20 protein-coding genes and 1 pseudogene are annotated in these 21,283 nt (G+C 66.4%); 7 read left to right on the top strand and 14 right to left on the bottom strand.

The annotated features are described in order from the left end of the window. The first annotated feature begins 52 nt into the window (after positions 1 to 52). The 3 genes from AC1Q5S_RS07295 (at position 53) to AC1Q5S_RS07285 (ending at position 2,354) form a co-directional block, all read left to right on the top strand. Positions 53 to 652, top strand: a complete 600-nt coding sequence (locus tag AC1Q5S_RS07295) for a phasin family protein (protein ID WP_492238572.1) — start codon at positions 53 to 55, stop codon at positions 650 to 652. A 226-nt stretch (positions 653 to 878) separates the two neighbouring features. Next, positions 879 to 1,541, top strand: coding sequence for a TetR/AcrR family transcriptional regulator (locus tag AC1Q5S_RS07290; RefSeq protein ID WP_026436731.1), 663 nt, complete (start codon positions 879 to 881; stop codon positions 1,539 to 1,541). A gap of 36 nt (positions 1,542 to 1,577) precedes the next feature. After that, positions 1,578 to 2,354, top strand: coding sequence for a tetratricopeptide repeat protein (locus tag AC1Q5S_RS07285; RefSeq protein ID WP_026436732.1), 777 nt, complete (start codon positions 1,578 to 1,580; stop codon positions 2,352 to 2,354). Between the two features lie 28 nt (positions 2,355 to 2,382). Here the strand turns inward: AC1Q5S_RS07285 and AC1Q5S_RS07280 are convergent, their stop codons facing one another. After that, positions 2,383 to 3,147: a type III pantothenate kinase gene (locus AC1Q5S_RS07280; RefSeq protein ID WP_026436733.1), complete on the bottom strand. Its 765-nt coding sequence runs from the start codon at positions 3,145 to 3,147 to the stop codon at positions 2,383 to 2,385. A 166-nt stretch (positions 3,148 to 3,313) separates the two neighbouring features. On the opposite strand from AC1Q5S_RS07280, the gene lysM reads away from it, so the two are divergent. Next, positions 3,314 to 3,799, top strand: coding sequence for a peptidoglycan-binding protein LysM (gene lysM, locus AC1Q5S_RS07275; RefSeq protein WP_026436734.1), 486 nt, complete (start codon positions 3,314 to 3,316; stop codon positions 3,797 to 3,799). A 198-nt stretch (positions 3,800 to 3,997) separates the two neighbouring features. Here lysM and AC1Q5S_RS07270 read toward each other — a convergent pair whose 3' ends face one another. The 7 genes and pseudogenes from AC1Q5S_RS07270 to glyQ all read right to left on the bottom strand — a co-directional run bounded on the left by AC1Q5S_RS07270 (position 3,998) and on the right by glyQ (position 10,919). Next, positions 3,998 to 4,435: a rhodanese-like domain-containing protein gene (locus AC1Q5S_RS07270; RefSeq protein ID WP_422204471.1), complete on the bottom strand. Its 438-nt coding sequence runs from the start codon at positions 4,433 to 4,435 to the stop codon at positions 3,998 to 4,000. Between the two features lie 174 nt (positions 4,436 to 4,609). Continuing rightward, positions 4,610 to 5,110, bottom strand: a pseudogene (locus AC1Q5S_RS07265) (MBL fold metallo-hydrolase); the annotation flags it as partial. A gap of 247 nt (positions 5,111 to 5,357) precedes the next feature. Continuing rightward, on the bottom strand, positions 5,358 to 6,341 hold the full coding sequence (locus tag AC1Q5S_RS07260; protein WP_422204469.1) for a M48 family metallopeptidase: 984 nt from the start codon (positions 6,339 to 6,341) through the stop codon (positions 5,358 to 5,360). A 10-nt stretch (positions 6,342 to 6,351) separates the two neighbouring features. Continuing rightward, positions 6,352 to 7,110 carry a lysophospholipid acyltransferase family protein gene (locus AC1Q5S_RS07255; protein WP_303835655.1) on the bottom strand — a complete coding sequence of 253 codons (759 nt, stop codon included), beginning with the start codon at positions 7,108 to 7,110 and terminating at the stop codon, positions 6,352 to 6,354. A 69-nt stretch (positions 7,111 to 7,179) separates the two neighbouring features. After that, on the bottom strand, positions 7,180 to 7,770 hold the full coding sequence (gmhB, locus tag AC1Q5S_RS07250; RefSeq protein WP_422204463.1) for a D-glycero-beta-D-manno-heptose 1,7-bisphosphate 7-phosphatase: 591 nt from the start codon (positions 7,768 to 7,770) through the stop codon (positions 7,180 to 7,182). A 46-nt stretch (positions 7,771 to 7,816) separates the two neighbouring features. After that, entirely contained in the window at positions 7,817 to 9,934 is a 2,118-nt protein-coding gene (gene glyS, locus AC1Q5S_RS07245) for a glycine--tRNA ligase subunit beta (protein ID WP_303835660.1), read from the bottom strand. A gap of 28 nt (positions 9,935 to 9,962) precedes the next feature. Beyond that, entirely contained in the window at positions 9,963 to 10,919 is a 957-nt protein-coding gene (glyQ, locus tag AC1Q5S_RS07240; RefSeq protein WP_303835662.1) for a glycine--tRNA ligase subunit alpha, read from the bottom strand. Between the two features lie 326 nt (positions 10,920 to 11,245). Between glyQ and AC1Q5S_RS07235 the strand changes: the two genes are divergently transcribed. After that, positions 11,246 to 12,490, top strand: coding sequence for a diaminopropionate ammonia-lyase (locus AC1Q5S_RS07235; protein WP_422204460.1), 1,245 nt, complete (start codon positions 11,246 to 11,248; stop codon positions 12,488 to 12,490). Between the two features lie 101 nt (positions 12,491 to 12,591). Here the strand turns inward: AC1Q5S_RS07235 and fabB are convergent, their stop codons facing one another. From fabB to AC1Q5S_RS07205, 6 genes are all read right to left on the bottom strand, one after another. After that, positions 12,592 to 13,812: a beta-ketoacyl-ACP synthase I gene (gene fabB / locus AC1Q5S_RS07230; protein WP_422204458.1), complete on the bottom strand. Its 1,221-nt coding sequence runs from the start codon at positions 13,810 to 13,812 to the stop codon at positions 12,592 to 12,594. Continuing rightward, complete coding sequence (fabA, locus tag AC1Q5S_RS07225) at positions 13,809 to 14,339, bottom strand: 3-hydroxyacyl-[acyl-carrier-protein] dehydratase FabA (RefSeq protein WP_303835667.1); 531 nt, start codon at positions 14,337 to 14,339, stop codon at positions 13,809 to 13,811. Before fabA ends, fabB begins: the two co-directional genes overlap by 4 nt. Before the next feature lie 213 nt (positions 14,340 to 14,552). After that, a complete protein-coding gene (lnt, locus tag AC1Q5S_RS07220) occupies positions 14,553 to 16,151 on the bottom strand; it encodes an apolipoprotein N-acyltransferase (protein ID WP_422204455.1) in 1,599 nt (532 codons plus the stop codon). Next, a complete protein-coding gene (locus tag AC1Q5S_RS07215; RefSeq protein ID WP_303835671.1) occupies positions 16,151 to 17,026 on the bottom strand; it encodes a CorC family transporter in 876 nt (291 codons plus the stop codon). Before AC1Q5S_RS07215 ends, lnt begins: the two co-directional genes overlap by 1 nt. Before the next feature lie 91 nt (positions 17,027 to 17,117). Beyond that, the gene (locus tag AC1Q5S_RS07210) at positions 17,118 to 17,846 is read right to left on the bottom strand and encodes a GNAT family N-acetyltransferase (protein ID WP_422204453.1); all 729 of its coding nucleotides are present in this window, start codon (positions 17,844 to 17,846) and stop codon (positions 17,118 to 17,120) included. Positions 17,847 to 18,023: 177 nt separating this feature from the next. Next, positions 18,024 to 18,506 (bottom strand): Lrp/AsnC family transcriptional regulator, encoded by a 483-nt coding sequence (locus tag AC1Q5S_RS07205; protein WP_026436747.1) that lies wholly within the window; start codon positions 18,504 to 18,506, stop codon positions 18,024 to 18,026. Between the two features lie 283 nt (positions 18,507 to 18,789). Here AC1Q5S_RS07205 and hppD point away from each other — a divergent pair, with 283 nt between their 5' ends. Together hppD and phhA are read left to right on the top strand one after the other, a co-directional pair. Next, entirely contained in the window at positions 18,790 to 19,932 is a 1,143-nt protein-coding gene (gene hppD / locus AC1Q5S_RS07200; protein WP_422204450.1) for a 4-hydroxyphenylpyruvate dioxygenase, read from the top strand. Between the two features lie 13 nt (positions 19,933 to 19,945). Further along, positions 19,946 to 20,785 (top strand): phenylalanine 4-monooxygenase, encoded by an 840-nt coding sequence (phhA, locus tag AC1Q5S_RS07195; protein WP_422204448.1) that lies wholly within the window; start codon positions 19,946 to 19,948, stop codon positions 20,783 to 20,785. Positions 20,786 to 21,283: the final 498 nt, after the last annotated feature.

Here is a 21,283-nt window from a genome sequence, read left to right as displayed (position 1 = left end):
TGTCCGTGCCGCCATCCTCTACACTTTATTCTTTCCCCTTATTGGAGGTTCCATGGCCAAGAAGACGCCCAAGACCAGCGGCAACAAGAAGCAGAGCGATGCCCAGCTGTCCAGCACCGTCAAGGATTCGGCGCAGCAGATCTGGCTGGCGGGCCTGGGCGCTTTTTCGAAGGCGCAGGAAGAAGGCGGCAAGGTGTTTGAAGCCCTGGTCAAGGAGGGCCTGACCATCCAGCGCAAGACGCAGGCCGTGGCCGAGGAAAAGATCACCGAAGCCACCAGCCGCATGACCACCATGGCCAGCGACATCGGCTCCAAGGCCCAGGGCCAGTGGGACAAGCTGGAGAACCTGTTTGAAGAGCGTGTGGCCAAGGCCCTTGCCAGACTGGGCGTGCCCTCGGCCCGCGACATCGAGGCCCTGAATGCACGCATCGAGGCGCTGACGCAGGCTGTAGGTAAGGCCGCCGCCGCGACGACCGCGGCCAAGGCGCCAGCCAGGGCCGCCAAGCCCGCGCCCACCAAGACCGCTGCGCGCAAGGCAGCGGCCAGGCCCGCCCTGAAAGCCGCGCCGGCCAGGAAGGCCCCGGCAAAATCCCCCGCAGCGGCGGCGCCCAAGGCCGGGACGGGTGCCGACGACACCCCCGCCGCCTCCTGAGCCTTGCCCCGGCCATGAAAGCGACCGGCATGCCCCGCATGCGGTCGCTTCTTTTTTGCGCTGCCCGTGCCACGGCACGCCAGGCCAGGCCAACGATGCGGATGCCTTTGCAAGCCGCACCGGTACTGCGTCTTCGTGCTGCATTGCAGCAAAACGACTGGGGTAGAGTAGGCCTGCGAAAGCAAGCAACCACGGCACAAACAACGACACGAAGGGGCACGCATCCATGGTGAAGAAAGCGCCGCGCCGCACCGCCGAACGCATCCTGGAGGTGGCCCTGGAGCTGTTCAACCGGTTTGGCGAGCCCAACGTGTCCACCACCCTCATCTCGGCCGAGCTGCGCATCAGCCCCGGCAACCTTTATTACCACTACCCGGCCAAGGACGCGCTCATCAACGCGCTGTTTGACCGGTATGAACAGTCGCTGAACGACCTGCTGGGTGCCAGCGACAACGTGCGCAATGTGGAAGACGCCTGGTTCTTCATGCACACGTTGTTTGAAATCATCTGGCAATACCGCTTTCTGTACCGCGACCTCAACGACCTGCTGTCCAAGAACCGCCGGCTGGAAACGCATTTCCAGGCCATCCTGAAAGAAAAGACCCGCGCGGTGCGGGCCATGCTCGATGGCATGGGCCGCGCAGACGCCTTGCGCATCGATGCCAGCGATCGGCAGGCCACCGCCACCAGCATGGTGGTGGTGCTGACCTACTGGCTGAGCTTCGAATACGTGCAGGATCCGCGCCGCGCGCTGGAGCCCGAGAGCGCACAGGCAGCGTTGCTGCGGGGTGCGCACCATGTGCTGAACCTGCTCCTGCCCTATCTGGAGAGTGCGCAGCGGGCGCATCTGCAGCAGATCGTGGGCGCCTACGCACCGGCCACCGGCTGACCACCGCACACCATCCCCAACCCGAGGAGACACACCATGGCCCCATGGACCCCTTTCCCCCATGCTGGTGGCTACCGCCTGGATGCGGCCAGCGTCAAAGCGCAGTGGAGCCGCCTGCACTGCGACGATGCCGAGCCCTGCCCCCAGGATGCCGCCGTGCTGCAGGCCTGGGCGCTTTATCACAACGGCGAATTCGAGCAGGCCGCGGCGGCGGGCCTGCGTGCCGGCGGGGCTGGCATCACGGTCGCCAACAAGGCCACCGCGGTGTATGCCAACTACCTGGAGCCCGGGGAAAAAGCCCGCCTCGATCTGTTCATGCAGGTCGCCGGGCGCGCCGAGGCCCAGGCGGCACAGGAGCCCGAAAACGCCAATGCCTGGTACTGGCAGGCCTACGCCCTGGGCCGCTACAGCCAGGGCATCAGCGTGGCCAAGGCGCTGGCGCAAGGGCTGGGCGGCAGGGTCAAGCATGCGCTGGAGAAGGCGATTGCACTGGCACCCCGGCATGCCGATGCCCACATTGCGCTGGGCACATTCCATGCAGAGGTGATCGACAAGGTGGGCCCGCTGATTGGCGGCATGACCTATGGCGCCAGGAAGGACGTGGGCCTGCAGCTGTTTCAGCAAGCCTTGCGGATCCACCCCGGCTCCGCCATCGGCATGATCGAATATGCCAATGCGCTGGTGATGCTGGAAGGCGACCCCAGAATGCAGGAAGCCACGCAGCTCTATGAAAAGGCGGCAGCCACCGAGCCCCTGGATGCCAGAGAGCGCCTGGACGTGGAAATGGCGCGCATTGAGCTGCAGGAAAACTGACCTTGCAGCCTCACGGCTGCGCCCAAGGTCAGCCGAAACGCCGCGCGGCGATCTCCAGCAGGCCGTCAAAGATCAGGTTGTCCACCAGTTCGAACGGCCGCGTCATGCTGGGCGCCATCTTCCAGCCCGCACCGCCGGTCATCACACAGGCGGGTTCGGCGCCGCAGTGGGCCATGACATGCTGCACCATGCGCTCGACCGCCCCGGCAATGGCATAGGTGCCGCCGCTGGTCAGTGCATCGCTGGTGTTGGTAGGGAAAAGGCGCACGTCGCCCGTGGGCACATGCAGCCCGGCGGTGCCGGCCTCCAGGGCGCGCAGCATGATGCCGTGGCCCGGCAGGATCAGGCCGCCCAGAAAACGCCCTTCGGTGTCGATGCATTCCACGGTGACCGCCGTGCCCACCATCACCACCACGAGGGGGCGCGCCGGGCCTTGCGCGAGCACATGGTGTCGCGCCCCGATCATGGCCACCCAGCGGTCCGAGCCCAGGCGCGAGGGGTAGTCGTAGCCATTGGTGACGCCCGCCTCTTGCGCCGACGACACCACCCATTGCGCCGCCACATCCCACAGCTCCATCTGGTCCTGCACGCGGCGCTTGACGGCGTCGCCCGCCACCACGCAGCCCAGCATTTTGGCCGGTGCGGGCAGCTGCGCCCACGAGCCTTCTGCCAGGCGGTCGATATGGTCGAGGAATTCGGCGCCATGCGCCAGCAAGGCAGCACCCGGACGGTGGGCGTCGTACAGCGCCCATTTGAGACGCGTGTTGCCGACGTCGATGGCCAAGAATGTCATGCGGCGGATTATCCAGAGTTTTTTCACCCGCCCCTTTGGGCGCCACGGCAGGTGCCGCACTGCGCAGGCACTGCGCGCGAGATCGGGCATTTGTCCGACATGCCGCACGGCAGTCGCGGGGATACAGTGACCCCTCCCCCCACTCTGCAACCACAGGAGAATCGACATGGGTTTATTCAGTTTCATCAAGGAAGCCGGCGAGAAACTTTTTGGCGGCAAGGACGCGCAGGCGGCACCGGGCAGCCCGGCCGCCACGGACGAACTCAACGCCAATGCCGCCAAGGCCATCGAAACCTACATCGCATCCCAGAACCTGGGCGCCAGCAACGTGCAGGTGGCCTTTGATGGAACGCAGGGCAAGGTCACCGTGAAAGGCACGGCACCCACGCAATCGGTCAAGGAAAAGATCACCCTGTGCTGCGGCAACGTGGCCAACGTGACCAGCGTGGACAACCAGATGGACGTCACCAACCCCGAGCCCGAAGGCCAGTACCACGACGTGGTGCGCGGCGATACGCTTTCGGCCATCGCCAAGAAGTTTTACGGCGATGCCGGCAAGTACCCCCAGATCTTCGAGGCCAACAAGCCCATGCTGACGCACCCCGACAAGATCTACCCCGGGCAGAAGCTGCGCATTCCGGCAGTCAAGTAGCCCCCTGAGTCGCCTGCGGCGCCTTCCCCCGAGGGGGACGCACCCGGTGGCCCGGCAAAGCCGGTTCCACGGGTGCACTGGTGTGGGCAGTGGTGGTTCAAGCGCTGCCGATGGATGCGGCACGGGAGCAAGCCGAATTTGAGAAATCAGCTGGCAGCGCTTCACATGCCAGCGCTGGTGGCTATTTTTTTGGGAGCATCAACCCTGCTTCCACGGCAGACCCTGAAAGCGCCAGCCGCCCTTCTTGCCGCGCTGCGCATGGCCATCGGGGTCGCCCTCGAAGCCTTCGAGGATGTTGTAGGCGGTGATGCCCAGTTCCGTAGCGCGGCGGGCGGCAGCGATGGAGCGCACCCCACTGCGACACAGCAGCACGGCGCGGCCGCCCTCGGGCACGGCGGCGCGCAGCTGGGCGTCGAAATCGGCATTCATCGCCATGCCGGGCCATTGCTTCCAGGCCACGGCGATGGCGCCGGGCACCTGCCCCACCCATTCGCGCTCGGCATCGCTGCGCACATCGATCAGCACGGCCTGCCCGCTCTGCACCCATTGCCAGGCCAGCTGGGCCGATACATCGCCCGCATAGCCCTCGGCCGTGCGCGGTGCCTGCAGGGTGGCGCCATCGGCGTCGTGCCGCAGGCCCGAATGCAGGTTGGCGGGCACGGCTTCGTCGATGCGGCGCGGGCGCGGCAGGTGCAGCGACTCCATCAGCGCCACAAACTCGGCCTGGCTGCGGCCGGCCACGCGGGCATTGCCGGCCTTTTCGGCGCCGATGGTGGAGTGGCTGCGCCCGTGGTAATCGTGGCCGGGCCAGACAGTGGTTTCCGGCGGCAGGGCAAACAGCACGCCGGTGATGCTGCGATACAGGTCGGCCGCGCTGCCCGACTGGAAATCCGTGCGGCCGCAGCCATTGATGAGCAAGGTGTCGCCAGTAAAGACATGGTTGCGCCACCGGTACGACATGCCGCCCGCCGTGTGGCCGGGCGTGTGCAGCGCGTGCAGGGTTTCGCCACCGAAGGCCAGCGTCTCGCCATCGAGCAGCTGCACCGCTGCCGTGCCGATGCCACAGCCCACGGGCACCGCCGTGTGCGCCCCGGTGTGCTCGGCCAGGCGGCCGGCACTGGTGATGTGGTCGGCGTGCGCATGGGTTTCCACGGCCCAGCGCAGCGTGAGGTGGTGCGCCTGCAGCACTGCCAGGTCGCGGTCGAGCTGCTCGTCCACCGGGTCGATGATGAGGGCATCGCGCGTGGCGGGGTCGTGCAGGATGTAGGTGTAGGTACTGGAAGCGGGGTCGAACAGCTGCAGGGGAATCATGGTGGGCATCCAGGCAGAATGGACTGCCATTGTGCCGCGCAAGGCCATCGCCTTCCAGCCCGGGCCTTGCGTATCTGCGCGATTGGGCGACGCTGAATAAGTCCCAGCGATGGCGCGCGCCCTGATTTGGGATGGGCTGCAAGGCGCAAAGCACAGCAATAGCCGTCGCTATTGCGAGCATTTACAACGCCGCAGACCGCCCAAAACAGGGATGCGCGGCGCGCGAGGGACTTGTTCAGCGTTGCCCTTATTCCCACAGCGGGGCCGGCTGTTCGCGCAGGGCGTGGCGCAGCACCGGGTAGTCGGGCACCACCGTGGCCACGGTGCCCCAGAAGCGCGGGCTGTGGTCCATCACGCGCAGGTGGGCCAACTCGTGCGCCACCACATAGTCGATGATGGCCGGGCGGTAGTGCAGCAGGCGCCAGTTCAGGCGGATGGAGCCATCGGCCTTGGCGCTGCCCCAGCGGGTCTGGGCGCTCGACAGGCGCAGGCTGGTCCAGCGCACACCGAGCAGCTGCGCAAAGTGGTCGAGCCGGGTGGTGAAATGGCGGCGCGCATCGCGCATCAGCCAGGCCTGCACCGCATCGCGGATCTGTGCCGGGCTGGCGCTGTGGGACAGGCCGATGCGCAGGCTCGCCCCCCCGCCGCCTTCACTGCCGGCATGCAGGGCACCGCCCTTGCCGGTGAAGCCGTGGGTGGGGTCCAGCACCACGGTGAGGGGTTCGCCCAGGTAGGGCAGCTGTGCTCCATGGGCCCAGACGATGCGCCCCCCCTCGCTGCGCTGCTGGCGCGCGCGCGCTTCATCGAGCTTGCGCAGGATCCAGCCCGATTTTTCGCGCAGCGCCGCATCCACGGCCGGCAAGGTGACCCAGGTGGGTGCCCGCACGGCCAGGCCATCGGCCCCCACCGTGAAGCCGATGCTGCGCCGGCGTACGCGCTGCAGCGCATAGGCCACCACGGCATCGCCCAGCAGCACCTCGCGGTTGGCCCGTGGATGGCGGAACTCGGCGGGGGACAGCAGCGACGGCAGGGCCGCGGCGACAGGAGGTACCGGACGCGGGTCAATCGCTACGCTACCAGGCGCAGTTGGCGCTGTGCCCACCGGCGCTACGGGCCGTCTTGGCTTGCTTTCTTGCGCGGAAGGCTCTGGCACCACAGGCGCCTCACCCGCGTGGCGATCCGCACCGGGCGGGTCGAACAGATCGAGCGCCAGCTGCACCAACCGCTGCATCATGGCCCCCTCACGGGTTGGTGGAAGCGGCCTCGGGGTAAGCCTCCGGGTCGAGGCGCCGCATTTCGGCTTCGATCCAGGCCTCGACCTCCTGCATCAGCTCGTCGGGCTTGCGGCCCACGCTGGAGATGGGCTGGCCGATCGACACATCCACCACCCCGGGGCGCTTGATGAAGGCCTTGCGCGGCCAGACCCGGGCCGAGGTGACGGCCACGGGCACCACGGGCACCCCGGTATCAATGGCCAGCCGCGTGCCGCCGCTCTTGTACTGCCCCGCCTGCCCCCGCTCTATCCGGGTGCCCTCGGGAAACATGATGACCCAGGTGCCCTGGGCCAGCAGCGCCCGGCCCTGCTGCACCACCTTGACGAAGGCACGCGCACTCTGGCCGCGGTCGATGTGGATCATGTCCAGGCTGCCGATGGACCAGCCGAAGAAGGGCACGCGCAGCAGCTCCTTCTTGAACACGTAGGCCAGCGGGCGCGGCATGATGGCCGGCATGAGGAAGGTCTCATAGGTGGACTGGTGCTTGACCAGCAGCACCACGCCCTGGTTTTCCGCGGTGGGCAGGTGCTCCATGCCGGTGATGCGGGTGCGGATGCCCATGATCACGCGCGCCGAATCCACACTGAGCTTGAGCCAGGCCCGCGCGATGCGGTAACGCGTGCGGCTGCTGGCGCCCAGCATGCGCACCAGCAGGATGGCCAGCGTGTAGGGCACCACGGTGATGCCCATCCAGAGCATGTGGAGGATGGAACGGATCAGGGCCATATATTTTTCAAGTGTTTTCGGAAGATGGCGCTTGCCAGGCAAACGCTGCAAGCTATCAAATGAGCAGCATCAAACCACCAGGGGCGGCGCAGGTGTTGGGGACGGCGCAGGCGCCGTGGGCAGCATTTGCTCGGCAAACGCCCCCAGGCTGGCATGCACCTGCGTCGCGGCGGGAAATTCGATGGGCAAGGCCTGTCCGGGCTGCCAATGGGCCGACCGGCCCGTGCACACCAGATGCACCTGCGCACCCAGCGCGGCCCCCGCCTGCAGATGCTCCACGCAACTGCCCACCACCTGCACATCGAACGGTTCCACGCCATAGCGGTCGCAGATCTGTTCGAGCAAACCGGGCGCTGGCGCGCGGCAATGGCAGGCCTCATCGGGCGCGTGCGGGCAGTAAAACACCGCGTCGATGCGCCCGCCCACCGCAGCCACCTGCCGCAGCATCTTGGCGTGGATGGCGTTGAGCGACACCACGTCGAACAAACCCCGGCCCAGCCCGGGCTGGTTGGTGGCCACCACCACCCGCCAGCCGCCATGGTTGAGCCGGGCCACGGCCTCCAGCGCGTCCGGCTGAGCGCTCCACTCTTCGGGCGAGGTGATGAAATCATCGCCCTGCGGGTTGAGCGTGCCGTCGCGGTCCAGGATGACGAGTTTCATGGGGTGGGTTTCCCTTGTGAGAGCCGCCAGCCTATCAGCACCAAGCTCACACGGCCAGGCGCGACAGGTCGGCCACGCGGTTCATGGCTTCGTGCAGCGTCTTGAGCAGGCCCTGGCGATTGAGGCGCAGGTCGAGCTGCTCGGCATTGACCATCACATCGTCAAAGAATGCATCCACCGGTGCACGCAGCACGGCCAGGGTCTGCAGGCTGGCGGTGTAGTCGCCGGCTGCGAACTGCGCATTGGCTTCGGGCACAAAGCGCTGCAGAGCGGCGAACAAGTCCTGCTCGGCCTGCTCTTGCAGCAGGGCGGAGTTGACGTGGGCGTCCACCGGGCCTTCGAGTTCGGCCTTCTTGAGGATGTTGCCCACGCGTTTGTTGGCCGCGGCCAGGGCCGGGCTTTCGGGCAGCGCGGCAAAGGCGCGCACGGCCGCCAGGAACTGGGGCACCTGTGCCAGGCGCTGCGGCCGCAGGGCCAGCACGGCATCCACCTCCTGTGCGCTGTAGCCCTGCTCGCGCAGGCTGCCGGCGAGGCGGTCGTAGATGAAGTCGGCCAGCGCGGCCGAGGCATCGGTGATCTTGTCGCCAAAGGCAGGCACGGCGCCGCTCAGCAGGGCATGCAGATCGAGCGGCAGGTCTTTTTCAACCAGCATGCGGATCACGCCCAGCGCATGGCGGCGCAGCGCGAACGGGTCACGGTCGCCCGTGGGCAGGTTGCCGATGCCGAACATGCCGACCAGGGTTTCGAGCTTGTCGGCCAGGGCCACCACCACGCCCGCGGTGTTGCGCGGCAGCGCATCGCCGGCAAAGCGGGGCTTGTAGTGGTCTTCGATGGCGTCGGCAATGGTTTCGCCCAGACCGTCGTTGAGGGCGTAATAGCGGCCCATGGTGCCCTGCAGCTCGGGGAACTCGCCGACCATGTCGGTCACGAGGTCGGTCTTGGCCAGCAGCGCGGCCTGGTCGGCATCCGCCACCAGAGCGGCGTCGCCCAGCTGCGTTGCGATGGCCTTGGCGATGGAGCGCACCCGCTCCACGCGCTCGCCCTGCGTGCCGAGCTTGTTGTGGTACACGACCTTGCCCAGGCTCTCCACGCGCGAAGCCAGGGTTTTCTTGCGGTCCTGGTCGAAGAAGAACTTGGCATCGGCCAGGCGCGGGCGCACCACGCGCTCGTTGCCGCCGATGACCAGGCTGGCATCGGCGGGCGTGATGTTGCTGACCACCAGAAACTGGTGGGTGAGCTTGCCAGCGGCGTCGAGCAGCGGAAAGTACTTCTGGTTGGCCTTCATCGTGAGGATGAGGCATTCCTGCGGCACGTCGAGAAACTCTTTCTCAAACGAGCAGGTGAGCACGTTGGGCCGCTCGACCAGCGCAGTGACTTCGTCGAGCAGCGCGTCGTCGTCAATCGGGCGGGCGCCGTTGCCGACCTTCGCGGCGGCGGCGGCAAGCTGGCGGGCGATCTCGGCCCTGCGCTCGGCAAACGATGCGATCACGGCGCCCTGGCTGGCCAGCTGCTGGGCATAGCTATCGGCGCTGGTGATGACCACCGGGTCCACCGCAGCCTCGAAGCGATGGCCGTGCGTGGTGTTGCCCGCGGCCAGGCCCAGCGCCTGCACCGACAGCAGCACCTCGGTGCCGTGCAGCGCCACCAGGCCATGCGCGGGGCGCACGAAGTGCACGCTGCTCCAGCCGTCCTGCAGCTGGTAGCGCATCACCTTGGGGATGGGCAGCCTGGCAATGGCCTCGTCCAGCGCCTTTTGCAGGCCTTCGGCCAGCGTCGCGCCCTTGGCGGTGCTGTTGTAGAACAGCACGTCGGCCTTGCCGTCGTGCACGCGCTCCAGGCTTGCCACGGCCGACGCATCGGCGCCCAGCGCCGCCAGTTTCTTGAGCAGCGCCGGCGTGGCCTGGCCATCGGCGCCCAGCCCCACGGCCACGGGCATGAGCTTTTGCGACACGGCCTTGTCGGCCGCGCTGGTGGCCACTTCGGTGATGTGCACGGCCAGGCGGCGCGGCGAGGCATAGGCGGTCAGGCGCGAGCCGGCAGCCGCCAGGCCCTGGGCCTGGAGCTGCTCCAGCAGCACGCCGGCAAAGGCGTCGCCCAGTTTCTGCAGGGCCTTGGGGGGCAGTTCTTCGACAAACAGTTCGACGAGAAGATTCGGGTGGGTCATGGTGGTTTCAGTGCTCCGCGCTGCGCCTTCAGGCGGCCTTCTTGTGCTGTTGTTGCTGCTCGGCCCGGGCCAGGTCGGCCAGCACCTCGGCGGCCCACTCCTTGGGCGCCATGGGGAAGCCCAGGCGCGCACGGCTGTCCAGATAGCTCTTGGCCACGGCGCGGGCCAGGTTGCGGATGCGGCCGATGTAGGCGGCGCGCTCGGTCACGCTGATGGCGCCGCGCGCATCGAGCAGGTTGAAGCTGTGCGCGCCCTTGAGCACCTGCTCGTAGGCGGGCAGCGCCAGCTGCTGCTCCATGAGGTGCTGGGCCTGCTTTTCGTGCGCGTTGAAGGCGGTGAACAAAAAGTCGGCGTCGCTGTGCTCGAAGTTGTAGGTGGACTGCTCGATCTCGTTTTGCTTGTACACGTCGCCGTAGCTCAGCCTGCTGCCGTCGGCGCCTTCGGTCCAGGTCAGGTTGTAGACGTTGTCCACGCCCTGCAGGTACATGGCCAGGCGCTCCAGGCCGTAGGTGATCTCGCCGGTGGCGGGTTTGCAGTCAATGCCACCGACCTGCTGGAAGTAGGTGAACTGGGTCACCTCCATGCCGTTGAGCCAGACCTCCCAGCCCAGGCCCCAGGCGCCGAGCGTGGGGTTTTCCCAGTCGTCCTCGACAAAGCGGATGTCGTTTTTCTTGAGATCGAAGCCCAGCGCTTCGAGTGACCCGAGGTATAGCTCCAGGATGTTGGCCGGTGCGGGCTTCAGGACCACCTGGAACTGGTAGTAGTGCTGCAGGCGGTTGGGGTTCTCGCCGTAGCGGCCGTCCTTGGGGCGGCGGCTGGGCTGCACGTAGGCGGCCTTCCAGGGCTCGGGGCCGATGGCGCGCAAAAACGTAGCGGTGTGCGATGTACCGGCGCCCACTTCCATGTCATAAGGTTGCAACAGCGCGCAGCCCTGGGCGTCCCAGTAGGTCTGCAGCTTCAGGATGATTTGTTGGAAGGTCAGCATGGATCGATTCTGGCTTGCCGCAGGCCGGGCCTGCGGCTATGAAAAGGAGTGGCAGTCCGCGCTGCGCAAACGGTGATTTTAAGGTGCAGCACAGCGATATGCCGCCACCGTCGCCGCCGGCCCTGCAACCCCTGTAAATTCTGGAATGGCACCACCATGGCGCATGCGGCACACGTCTCCAGCGCCCTCCTGGGCATTGCGGCGCCGGCGTGCGCGCTGGACTGTTTGATGGGGAGGGTTGCAATGGCTCTGCCGCTTCAAGGCCGCGCCGCGTGGCGATGCCAAATGCCATGAGCCTTAGCTTCGGTTTGACAGAAAGATCCCCCATGCCCCCACTTCCCGCCCTCACCGCTGAATGCCTGCGCAACCCTGCCGCCAACCGCCAGGCCCCGTATGGCGAACGCCGCAGCGCCATCCTGGGCGCACCGGCACTGGTGCAGGCCGAGCGTGAACTGACCGGCTGGCAGGGCTATGCGGTCACGCCGCTGCACCGCCTGCCGGCGCTGGCGCAGGCGCTGGGCGTGGCCGCCGTGCACTACAAGGACGAGGGCAGCCGCTTTGGCCTGGGCAGCTTCAAGGCCCTGGGCGGCGCCTACGCCGTGGCGCGCCTGCTGTGCCGTGAGTTGGGCGCCCGCCTGGGCCGCCCGCTTTCCACGCAGGACCTGCGGACGCCCGAACTGCGCGCGCTGTGTGCCGGCATCACCGTCACCTGCGCCACCGACGGCAACCACGGCCGGTCCGTGGCCTGGGGCGCGCAGTTGTTTGGCTGCCGCTGCGTGATCTACATCCACGCCACGGTAAGCGAAGGCCGCAAGGCCGCCATTGCCTGCTACGGCGCCGAGGTGGTGCGCACACCCGGGAACTACGACGATGCCGTGCGCCAGGCCGATGCCGACGCCAAGCTCCACGGCCGCTTCGTCATCTCCGACACCTCGTACCCCGGCTACATGGACGTGCCGCGCGACGTGATGCAGGGCTACCAGCTGATGGTGCAGGAAGCGGCGCAGCAACTCGCGCAGCGCCCCACCCACCTCTTTGTGCAGGCCGGCGTGGGCGGCCTGGCCGCAGCGGTGTGCGGCTATTTCTGGGAGCGGGACGGCAGCGAGCGCCCGGTCTTCGTGGTGGTGGAACCCGACCGCGCCGACTGCCTGGCGCAAAGCGCCAAGGCGGGCCGGCTGACCGCCGTCACCGGCGACCTCGACACGCTGATGGCGGGCCTGGCCTGCGGCGAGGTGTCGCACCTGGCCTGGGAGATTCTGGAGCACGGCACCGACGGTTTTTGCGTGATCAACGACCAGGCCGCCATTGAGGCCATGCGCCTGCTGGCCCGCCCGCTCGGCAACGACCCGGTGATCGTGGCGGGCGAATCCGCCGTGGCCGGCGTGGCGGCGGCCGTGGCGGCCTGCCAGAGCGATGCGGCGCGCCAGGCGCTGGGCCTCACGGCCCGCAGCCGCCTTCTGTTCTTTGGCAGCGAAGCCGCAACCGACCCCCAGCGCTATGCGCAGCTGGTGGGCGAGCGCGCCGAGGCCGTGGCGGCCCGTGCCGCAGCCCAAGCACAGGCTGTGCCCTGAAGGCCCCAGAGAAACGGTGGAGGCAACGGGCATGAAAAAGAGAGCCCGAGGCTCTCTTTTTCATGGGCCTGGCGCCCGCATTCCTGCCCCCGCAGGGCGTCTTACTGGCCGTCCCAGCGGCGCAGCACCAGGCTGGCGTTGGTGCCACCGAAACCGAAGCTGTTGGACAGCGCGGTGCGAATCGGCGCATCCACCGTCTCGCGCACCAGGGGCATGCCCTCGGCGGCGGGCTCCAGTGTCTCGATGTTGGCCGAGCCGGCGATGAAGCCCTGCTGCAGCATCAACAGGCAGTAGATCGCCTCCTGCACACCCGTGGCGCCCAGCGAGTGGCCGGTGAGCGACTTGGTGGACGAAAAGCGTGGAATGGCGTCTCCAAACACCTCGCGGATGGCGCGCAGCTCGGGCACATCGCCCACGGGCGTGGAGGTGCCGTGGGTGTTGATGTAGTCGATGGGCTCGCTCACGCCGGCAATGGCCTGGCGCATGCAGGCGATGGCACCGTCGCCCGAGGGGGCCACCATGTCGGCGCCATCGGACGTGGCGCCAAAACCAATGACTTCGCCCAGGATGGTGGCGCCGCGCGCCAGGGCATGGTCCAGGCTTTCCAGCACCACGGCACCGCCACCGCCCGACAGCACGAAGCCGTCGCGGTTGGCGTCGTAGGCGCGCGAGGCTTTTTCGGGTGTGTCGTTGTAGGCGCTGGACATGGCGCCCATGGCGTCGAACAGCAGGCCCATGCCCCAGGTGACTTCTTCGCCGCCGCCGGCGAACATCACGTCCTGCATGCCCCAGGCGATCTGCTGGGCCGCCGCGCCGATGCAGTGTGCCGAAGTGCTGCAGGCCGAGGTGATGGAATAGTTGATGCCCTTGATGCCGAAGTTGGTGGACAGGCAGGCCGACACGGTGGAGCTCATGCAGCGCGTGACCTGGTAGGGACCCACGCGGCGTATGCCCTTGCTGCGCAGGATGTCGGCCGCCTCGATCTGGTTGGCGGGCGAGCCGCCGCCCGAGCCCATGATGAGCCCGGTGCGCGGGTGCGACACCTGTTCGGGCGTGAGGCCCGATTCGGCAATGGCGTTGGCCAGCGCAATGTGGGCATAGGCCGCCGCATCGCCCATGAAGCGCAGCTGCTTGCGGTCGATCAGCGCTTCCAGATCGATCTGGGGCACGCCGGCCACGCGGCTGCGCATGCCCAGCTCAGCGAACTGCGGCATGGCGCGGATGCCCGAGCGGCTTTCACGCAGGGACTGCGTGACCGTTTCCATGTCGTTGCCGATGCACGAGACGATGCCCGTGCCCGTGATGACCACCCGTTTTGTCATGCTGCGGCTCCTTGTGCTGCGCCGTCTACCTCGCGTTTGAACAGGCCCACACGCAGGTCGTTGGCCACGTAGATTTCCTTGCCATCGGCCAGCAGGCGGGCGTCGCCAATGGCCATGACCAGCTTGCGCTTGATGACGCGCTTGATGTCGATTTCGTAGGTGACGAGCTTCACACCAGGGCCCACCTCGCCGGTGAACTTGACCTCGCCCGCACCCAGCGCACGCCCGCGGCCAGGCAGTTGCAGCCAGGTCAGGTAAAAACCGATGAGCTGCCACATGGCGTCGAGCCCCAGGCAGCCGGGCATGACGGGGTCGCCCTGGAAATGGCAGGCAAAGAACCACAGATCGGGCTTGACGTCGAGTTCGGCGCGGATTTTCCCCAGCCCGTGCGCTCCGCCATCGCTGTCGATGTGGGTGATGCGGTCAAACATCAGCATGGGTGGCAGCGGCAGACGCCCGCTGTCAGCGCCGAACAGTCGGCCCTCGCCCGAGGCAATCAATTGTTCGTAGGAAAAGGAATCTGCCATTTTCAGTCGTGCTCCAGAACAGCGGCCGTGCCGCTTCAATAATTCACCGTTCGCAACCCCTGCTCACAGTTGCAGGGCTCCATTATCAAGGCACAACACGGTCCATGGCCCGCATACCCGCCGATTGAACCGCTGGCCAACCGCGACAGCCCCCTTTGTTGCCTGATCTGAATCAAGGTGCGGCAGGCCCGCAACCCACGCCAGCCTGCCGTCTCAGCGCCGCAAGCGCCTGCGCCGCGCAAGCGCAGCCCCTGCGACCACGCAAAAGCCTACCGCCCACAGGGGTGCCAGGCCCCAGCGTGCCACCCACCAGGCATAGGGCGTGATGCCCCAGCCGTCTTGCGCGCTGAGCCCGCGCCCCTGCACCTGGCCGGTCAGCACCCCCCGGGTGTGGCGTTCCAGCGCATGGGTGACCACGCCCCGGTGGTCGATGATGGCGGTGGCACCGGTGTTGGTGGCGCGCACCATGGGGCGCTCGAACTCCAGCGCGCGCATGCGGCTGATCTGCAGGTGCTGGTCGATGGCAACCGTGTTGCCGAACCAGCCGATGTTGCTGAAATTGACAAACAGCGTGGGGGCGCTGGCCGGATCGGCAAAACGCGCGCCCAGCTCTTCGCCAAACAAGTCCTCATAGCAGATGTTGGGCGCAATGCGCTGGCCCGCCCAGGCAAAGGACGGCTGCCCGATGGCGCCCCGGTTGAAATCGCCCAGGGGAATGTTCATCATGGCCGTGAACCAGCGGAAAAACGGCGGAATGAACTCGCCAAACGGCACCAGGTGGTGCTTGTCGTACTGGTAGGGGGCCGGCTGCGCGGGTTTCAGGCCGAGCACCGAATTGGTGTAGCCCTGCACTTCATCGCCCATCGGAATGCCCACCAGCGCCGCCTGCGGGCCCTGGCCGAAACGCGCCGCCAGCCCCTCCAGGTAACCCGGCGTGAGTTGCTGCGGCAGCAGCGGAATGGCGGTTTCCGGCGCCACGACAAGGCTTGCCTTGGCAGACCGCAGTGCATCGGCATACCACCGCAGGGCCAGCGGCACGCCGCTGCCGGGCTGGAATTTTTCGTCCTGCGGGATGTTGCCCTGGAGCAGCGCCAGGCTGATCGGTGGCGGCGGCGGCAGCGCCGGTGTGTGGCACAACTCAATGGCGCATTGGCGCTGCAGGCCCGCACCCACCAGCACCAGCGCACCCAACGCTACCAGCACCCAGGCACGCAGGCGCAGGAAATCGCCGGGGCGCGCCTGCGCCAGCAGCATGGCCAGCACCGCTGCCACGCAACCGACGCCGTACACGCCCACGGTGCGCGCCAGCGCACTCAGGGGCCCCTGCACATGGGCATAGCCGCCGGCGCCCCATGGAAAACCCGTCCACAGCGTGCCGCGTGCCAACTCCGCCAGCATCCAGATCGCTCCGAAAACAATAGCTGCCAGCGCGCGATGAGTGGGTGCCAGACGCGAAAAAAGCGCCAAAACCGCTGCATAGTAGCCCCCCAGAAAGCCCGCCAGCCCCAGCACGGCCACCACCGCCAATGGCGCCGCCAGGCCGCCGTAGTGGTGCATGGAAATGAACAGCCACCAGAAGGTGGCCGCCATCCAGGCCGTGGCAAACACCCAGCCCAGGCCCGCCGCCCGGCGCCAGGGCGTTGGTACGCGCACCAGCCAGGCCAGCACCGCCAGCGACAGGATCTGCAGCCACCATTGCGGCTCGCCGCTCCACGGCAGGGCCAGGGACAGGGCCTGCGCCACGCCCGCCGCAGCGGCCAGACAGGCCTGCCCCGCAAGCGCAGCAACCGGCAGGCGTTGCAGCCGGGCCATCAGCCGGAGGTGCTGTCTTCGCCGATGCGCGACACCTTGAACCAGCGCACGGCGCCGCCCTTGGTGTGCAGCACCACAAAGTGCAGGCCGCACAGCTGCAGGTGTTCGCCCCGCTTGGGCACATGCCCCATTTCGTGGGCGATCAGGCCGCCCACGGTGTCAAAGCTTTCCTCGGGATCACTGCCTTGCAGGGTGATGCCAAAGGCCTCGGCCACGCGTTCGATGGGGGTGTCGCCGCTCACGCGGTAGGTATGGTCGGCCAGGCCGAAGATGTCGCCCTCGTCCTCGGGAATATCGAACTCGTCTTCGATCTCGCCCACGATCTGTTCCAGCACGTCCTCGATGGTGATCAGGCCCGCCACCCGGCCGAACTCGTCGATCACGATGGCCAGATGGTTGCGGTTGCCGCGGAACTCGCGCAGCAGGTCGTTCAGGCCCTTGCTTTCCGGCACGAAGGCGGCCGGGCGCAGCAGGGCGCGGATGTTCAGCTCGGGCGCCCGCTGCAGCTTGAGCAGGTCCTTGGCCATGAGGATGCCGATGATGTTTTCCCGCTCGCCCTGGTACACCGGAAAACGCGAGTGCGCGGTGTTGATGACCAGGCGCAGCAACTCGTCAAAGGGCGCCTCGATGTTGACGAGGTCCATGCGTGGTGCGGCCACCATCACGTCGCCGGCCGTCATGTCGGCCATGCGGATGACGCGCTCCAGCATCACGCGGGAGTCGGCGCCAATGACTTCGTTGTCCTCGGCCTCGGCCAACGTCTCGATGAGTTCTTCGGTGGAGTCCGGTCCGGGATGAATGAACTCGGCCACCTTTTGCAGGAAAGTGCGCTTGTCTTCCTTTTCGGGCAGGCGCTGGGGGTGCGGGTCAGACACTGTCTTGGAGTGCAGGACGTGCGGTAGTTGAACAGACCCCTAGGATAGCGGATTGTCATGACACCGCCCGCGCCTCAGGCGGGCAACGGCCCTATTCGGCCGACTGGTGGCGTCCGTGCTGCACGCCCTTGCGCACTTCCTGCACCCCGGCCAGGAAGTTCCAGAACTGCTTGGCCTGGCGCTTGAGCCGGTAGTCCATCTCGGCGAATTGCTGCTCGACGATTTCGGTCATGCGCGTGTCCAGGCTGGCGGGCGGAATCTGCAGGTAGGCCTCGGACTCGGAGCCGTCGCGCTGCACCGTGGCGCCCGCATTGCGAGCGATCTTGAGCATGGCGGTGTTTTCCGTCAGCGCATGGATGAACACCATGCTCACCCCTGCGTTGCGGGCATGCATGATGGCGCGGTCAAACAGGCGTGCACCAAACCCCCGGCCCCGTGCCTGCTTGAGCACCGACACGCCAAACTCGGCGCATTGCTTGTGCTCGGGGTGCTCGGCAAACGCCAGATGGGCCATGGCGATGAGTTCCAGGTGGCGGTTGTAGATGCCAAAGATTTCGTCACGGTCGAAATCGAGCCGCTCGGTGTAGCGGCGGATCTGCTCGTCCGTGGCGGCATAGCCAAAGCGCAGGTAGCGGTCGGGCGGCTCCAGCCGCAGCAGATGCTGCGTGATGCGCTCGCGGTAGGAAGGGCCCAGCGAACGGATGGGCACCATCAGCGGAGTGGATGCGGGGGCATCATCCAGCGAAGGGCCGGCAAAGGGCGCCAGCATTTCTTTGCTGGCGTCCCACGAAGCCCTGAGCCAATCTTTGGTTGCGATCATGGTATGGAATTTAAGGGTTTTCCCTCATTTATTCCAGCACTTTTGCTGCGCTGCAACAAAATAGAGACGAACATCCAATCAGGACAAAAACCGTGATATCCAACACAGACAATGCGCCATAAGCTATTGAATTGATAGCCACTGTTACAAAAAAACCCGCCCCGAGCGCCCCGGGACTCACACCGGCACGGCGGTGGTGGCCTTGACCCGGTCGAGCACAAAGCTGGTCTTGCAGTCCTGCACGCTGGGGTGTTTGAGCAGCGTGTCCATGATGAAACGGCTGTAGTGCGCCATATCGGCCACCACCACCCGCAGCAGGTAATCCATCTCGCCGGTGAGCGCCGCGCACTCCACCACTTCGGGCCAGGTCTGCACGCTGGCGCGGAACAGGTCCATGGGGTTGCGCTTGTGGCTTTCGGTGTGTTTTTCGAGGCGCACATTGAGGTAGGCCGTGAGCCCCAGCCCCACGGCCTCGGGCCGGACCAGGGCCACATAACGGGCGATCACGCCGCTGTCTTCCAGGCGCTTCACGCGCCGCAGCACGGCACTCGGCGACAAGCCCACCTGCTCGCCAATCACATCGTAGGTTTCGCGCCCGTTGTCCTGCAGGCGGCGCAGGATGGCCCTGTCCAGCTTGTCGAGTGCGTTGGCATCGTTCATTGCGCAGGATTCTACGAACGAACACCCGCAATGCCCATTGCGGCGAAGAGGCGGCGCACGCCCCGGCCCTGCGCGGACTGCAACCCACCGCTGCGGCACGCCGCCAAAGCCGGCGAATAGCTCCAAAAAACGGCGCGGAATTATCAACATCCTTCATTCGTCAAATATTGATTTTGCGCATGATTCCTGCAAACAGTACGCCACTGCGTCTTCAATTCGCCAGAAACATGAGGGCTTGCGCGCCTACAGTGCACAGCATTCCACATTTCTGGCCGGAGACAACATGAACGCAGCATTGCCGCAACAAGCCACGCAGGACACCGCCGCCTGGGAGAACCCCATGGGCACGGACGGGTTCGAATTCATCGAATTCGCGGCGCCCGATCCGCAAGCCATGGGCAAGGTGTTCGAGGGCATGGGCTTCAAGCCGGTGGCGCGCCACCGCCACAAGAACGTGCTGCTGTACCGCCAGGGTGAGATCAACTTCATCATCAACGCCGAGCCCGACAGCTTTGCCCAGCGCTTTGCCCGCCTGCACGGCCCCAGCGTCTGCGCCATTGCCTTTCGCGTGCACGACACCAAGGCCGCCTACGAGCGCGCGCTGGGCCTGGGCGCCTGGGGCTACGCGGGCGTGGCCGGCCCGGGCGAGCTGAACATCCCCGCCATCAAGGGCGTGGGCGACAGCCTGATCTACCTGGTGGACCGCTGGCGCGGCAAGAACGGCGCCCAGCCCGGCGACATCGGCAACATCGGTTTCTTTGACGTGGACTTCGAGCCCCTGCCCGGCGTGTCGGCCAACGAGGCCCTGAACCCCGTTGGCCACGGCCTCACCTACATCGACCACCTCACGCACAACGTGCACCGTGGCCGCATGAACGAATGGGCCGACTTCTACGAGCGCGTGTTCAACTTCCGAGAAATCAAATACTTCGACATCGAGGGCCAGGTCACGGGCGTCAAGAGCCGGGCCATGACCAGTCCCTGCGGCAAGATCCGCATCCCGATCAACGAAGAGGGCAAGGAAAAGGCCGGCCAGATCCAGGAATACCTGGACATGTACAAAGGCGAGGGCATCCAGCACATCGCCATGGGCTCGGACAACCTCTACGACACGGTCGATGCGTTGCGCGCCAGCGGCGTGCGCCTGCTCGATACGCCCGACACCTACTACGAGCTGGTCGAAAAACGCATCCCCGGCCACGGCGAGCCGGTGGAAGCGCTGCACCAGCGCAAGATCCTCATCGATGGCGTGGCCGGCAAGCTGCTGCTGCAGATCTTCAGCGAGAACCAGCTGGGCCCGATCTTCTTCGAGTTCATCCAGCGCAAGGGCGACGATGGCTTTGGCAACGGCAACTTCAAGGCGCTGTTCGAAAGCATCGAGCTCGACCAGATCCGGCGCGGCGTGCTCGAAGGCAGGAAAGACTGAACGGGAGCCGGCCATGGCCACCGAACCCGTCGTCTATGGCGCCAGCGCGCGCCCTCCGCGCGGCGACTACACGCGCGCCGCTGCCGACTACACCTGCCCGCAGAACTTCGCGGCCTATACCGCCGCCGACCACGACACCTACCGGCGCCTGTACGAGCGCCAGTCGGCCCTGCTGCCCGGCCTGGCCAGCGAGGCCTTCGTGGCGGCCCTGCCCTCGCTGGGCATCAAGGACCATATCCCGCGCTTCGAGGAAATCAACGAGCGCCTGTACCGCGCCACGCGCTGGGAGATCGTGGCCGTGCCAGGGCTGATTCCCGAAGTGCCGTTCTTCACCCTGCTGGCGAACCGCCAATTCCCGGTGACGGACTGGATCCGCACGCCCGCCGAGTTCGACTACATCGTCGAGCCCGACATCTTTCACGACCTGTTCGGCCATGTGCCGCTCCTGTTCAACCCGGTGTTTGCCGACTACGTGCAGCGCTACGGCCAGGGTGGCCTGAAAGCGCAGCAACTGGGCGCCTGCGAAATGCTCAGCCGCCTGTACTGGTACACGATAGAGTTCGGCCTGATCCGCGAGGCAGGTGGGCTGCGGGCGTATGGGGCAGGCATTCTCAGTTCATCGGGCGAACTGGCGTATGCGGTACAAAGCCCCGAGCCCCAGCGCCTGCCCCTGCAACTGGAGCGCACGATGCGCACGCGCTACAAGATTGACACGTACCAGCAGACGTACTTTGTGATCGACAGCTTCGAGCAGTTGTTTGACATGACAGCGGGGGACTTTGCGCCGATTTATGAGCAACTGCGGGGGTTGCGGGAGTTTGCGGCGGATGAGAGGGAAGGGGTGGTGGTTTGATTTTTTGAGTCTCATTGGGCTCTGGCGCTTATTCAGCAAATGGCGGTAGCTATTACTTTTGATAGCAAGCCTTTCCGTGACCGTTCAGGCTGAGCTTGCCTGTCCTGAGCTTGTCGAAAGGTCGAAGCCTGGGCTTGAGCATCGGTTTGTTTGCGTGCTTTTGCTAGGGACGGAGGCCGGGTCTCGCCCCGGCGGGCGAGGTACTTTTCTTTGCTTCGCCAAAGAAACGTACCCAAAAGAAAGGCGACCCTACAGGCTGCGTCCCTGCGCTTCGCTGCGGGCAACCTGCGGTGCTCGCGTCCAGCGGGGTCTCGCTCGAACTCGCTCCACTGCGTTGCGCTCAGACAATCGCGAGCCCTGATCCGCTGGCCGCTGCGCTCCTCGGCGCATCCTGAAGGGAACCCAAACAAACATCCCTTCGGGCCATCGCTGCGCTCGGCCCAGTCTGCGCAGCGCGTGGCGCTTGCGCCCGCGAGATGGGGCCGAGCGCAGCGATGG

The organism is Acidovorax sp. GW835-FHT14B10 (genome assembly GCF_058793725.1).
This window is presented reverse-complemented; position numbering and strand designations above follow the sequence as displayed.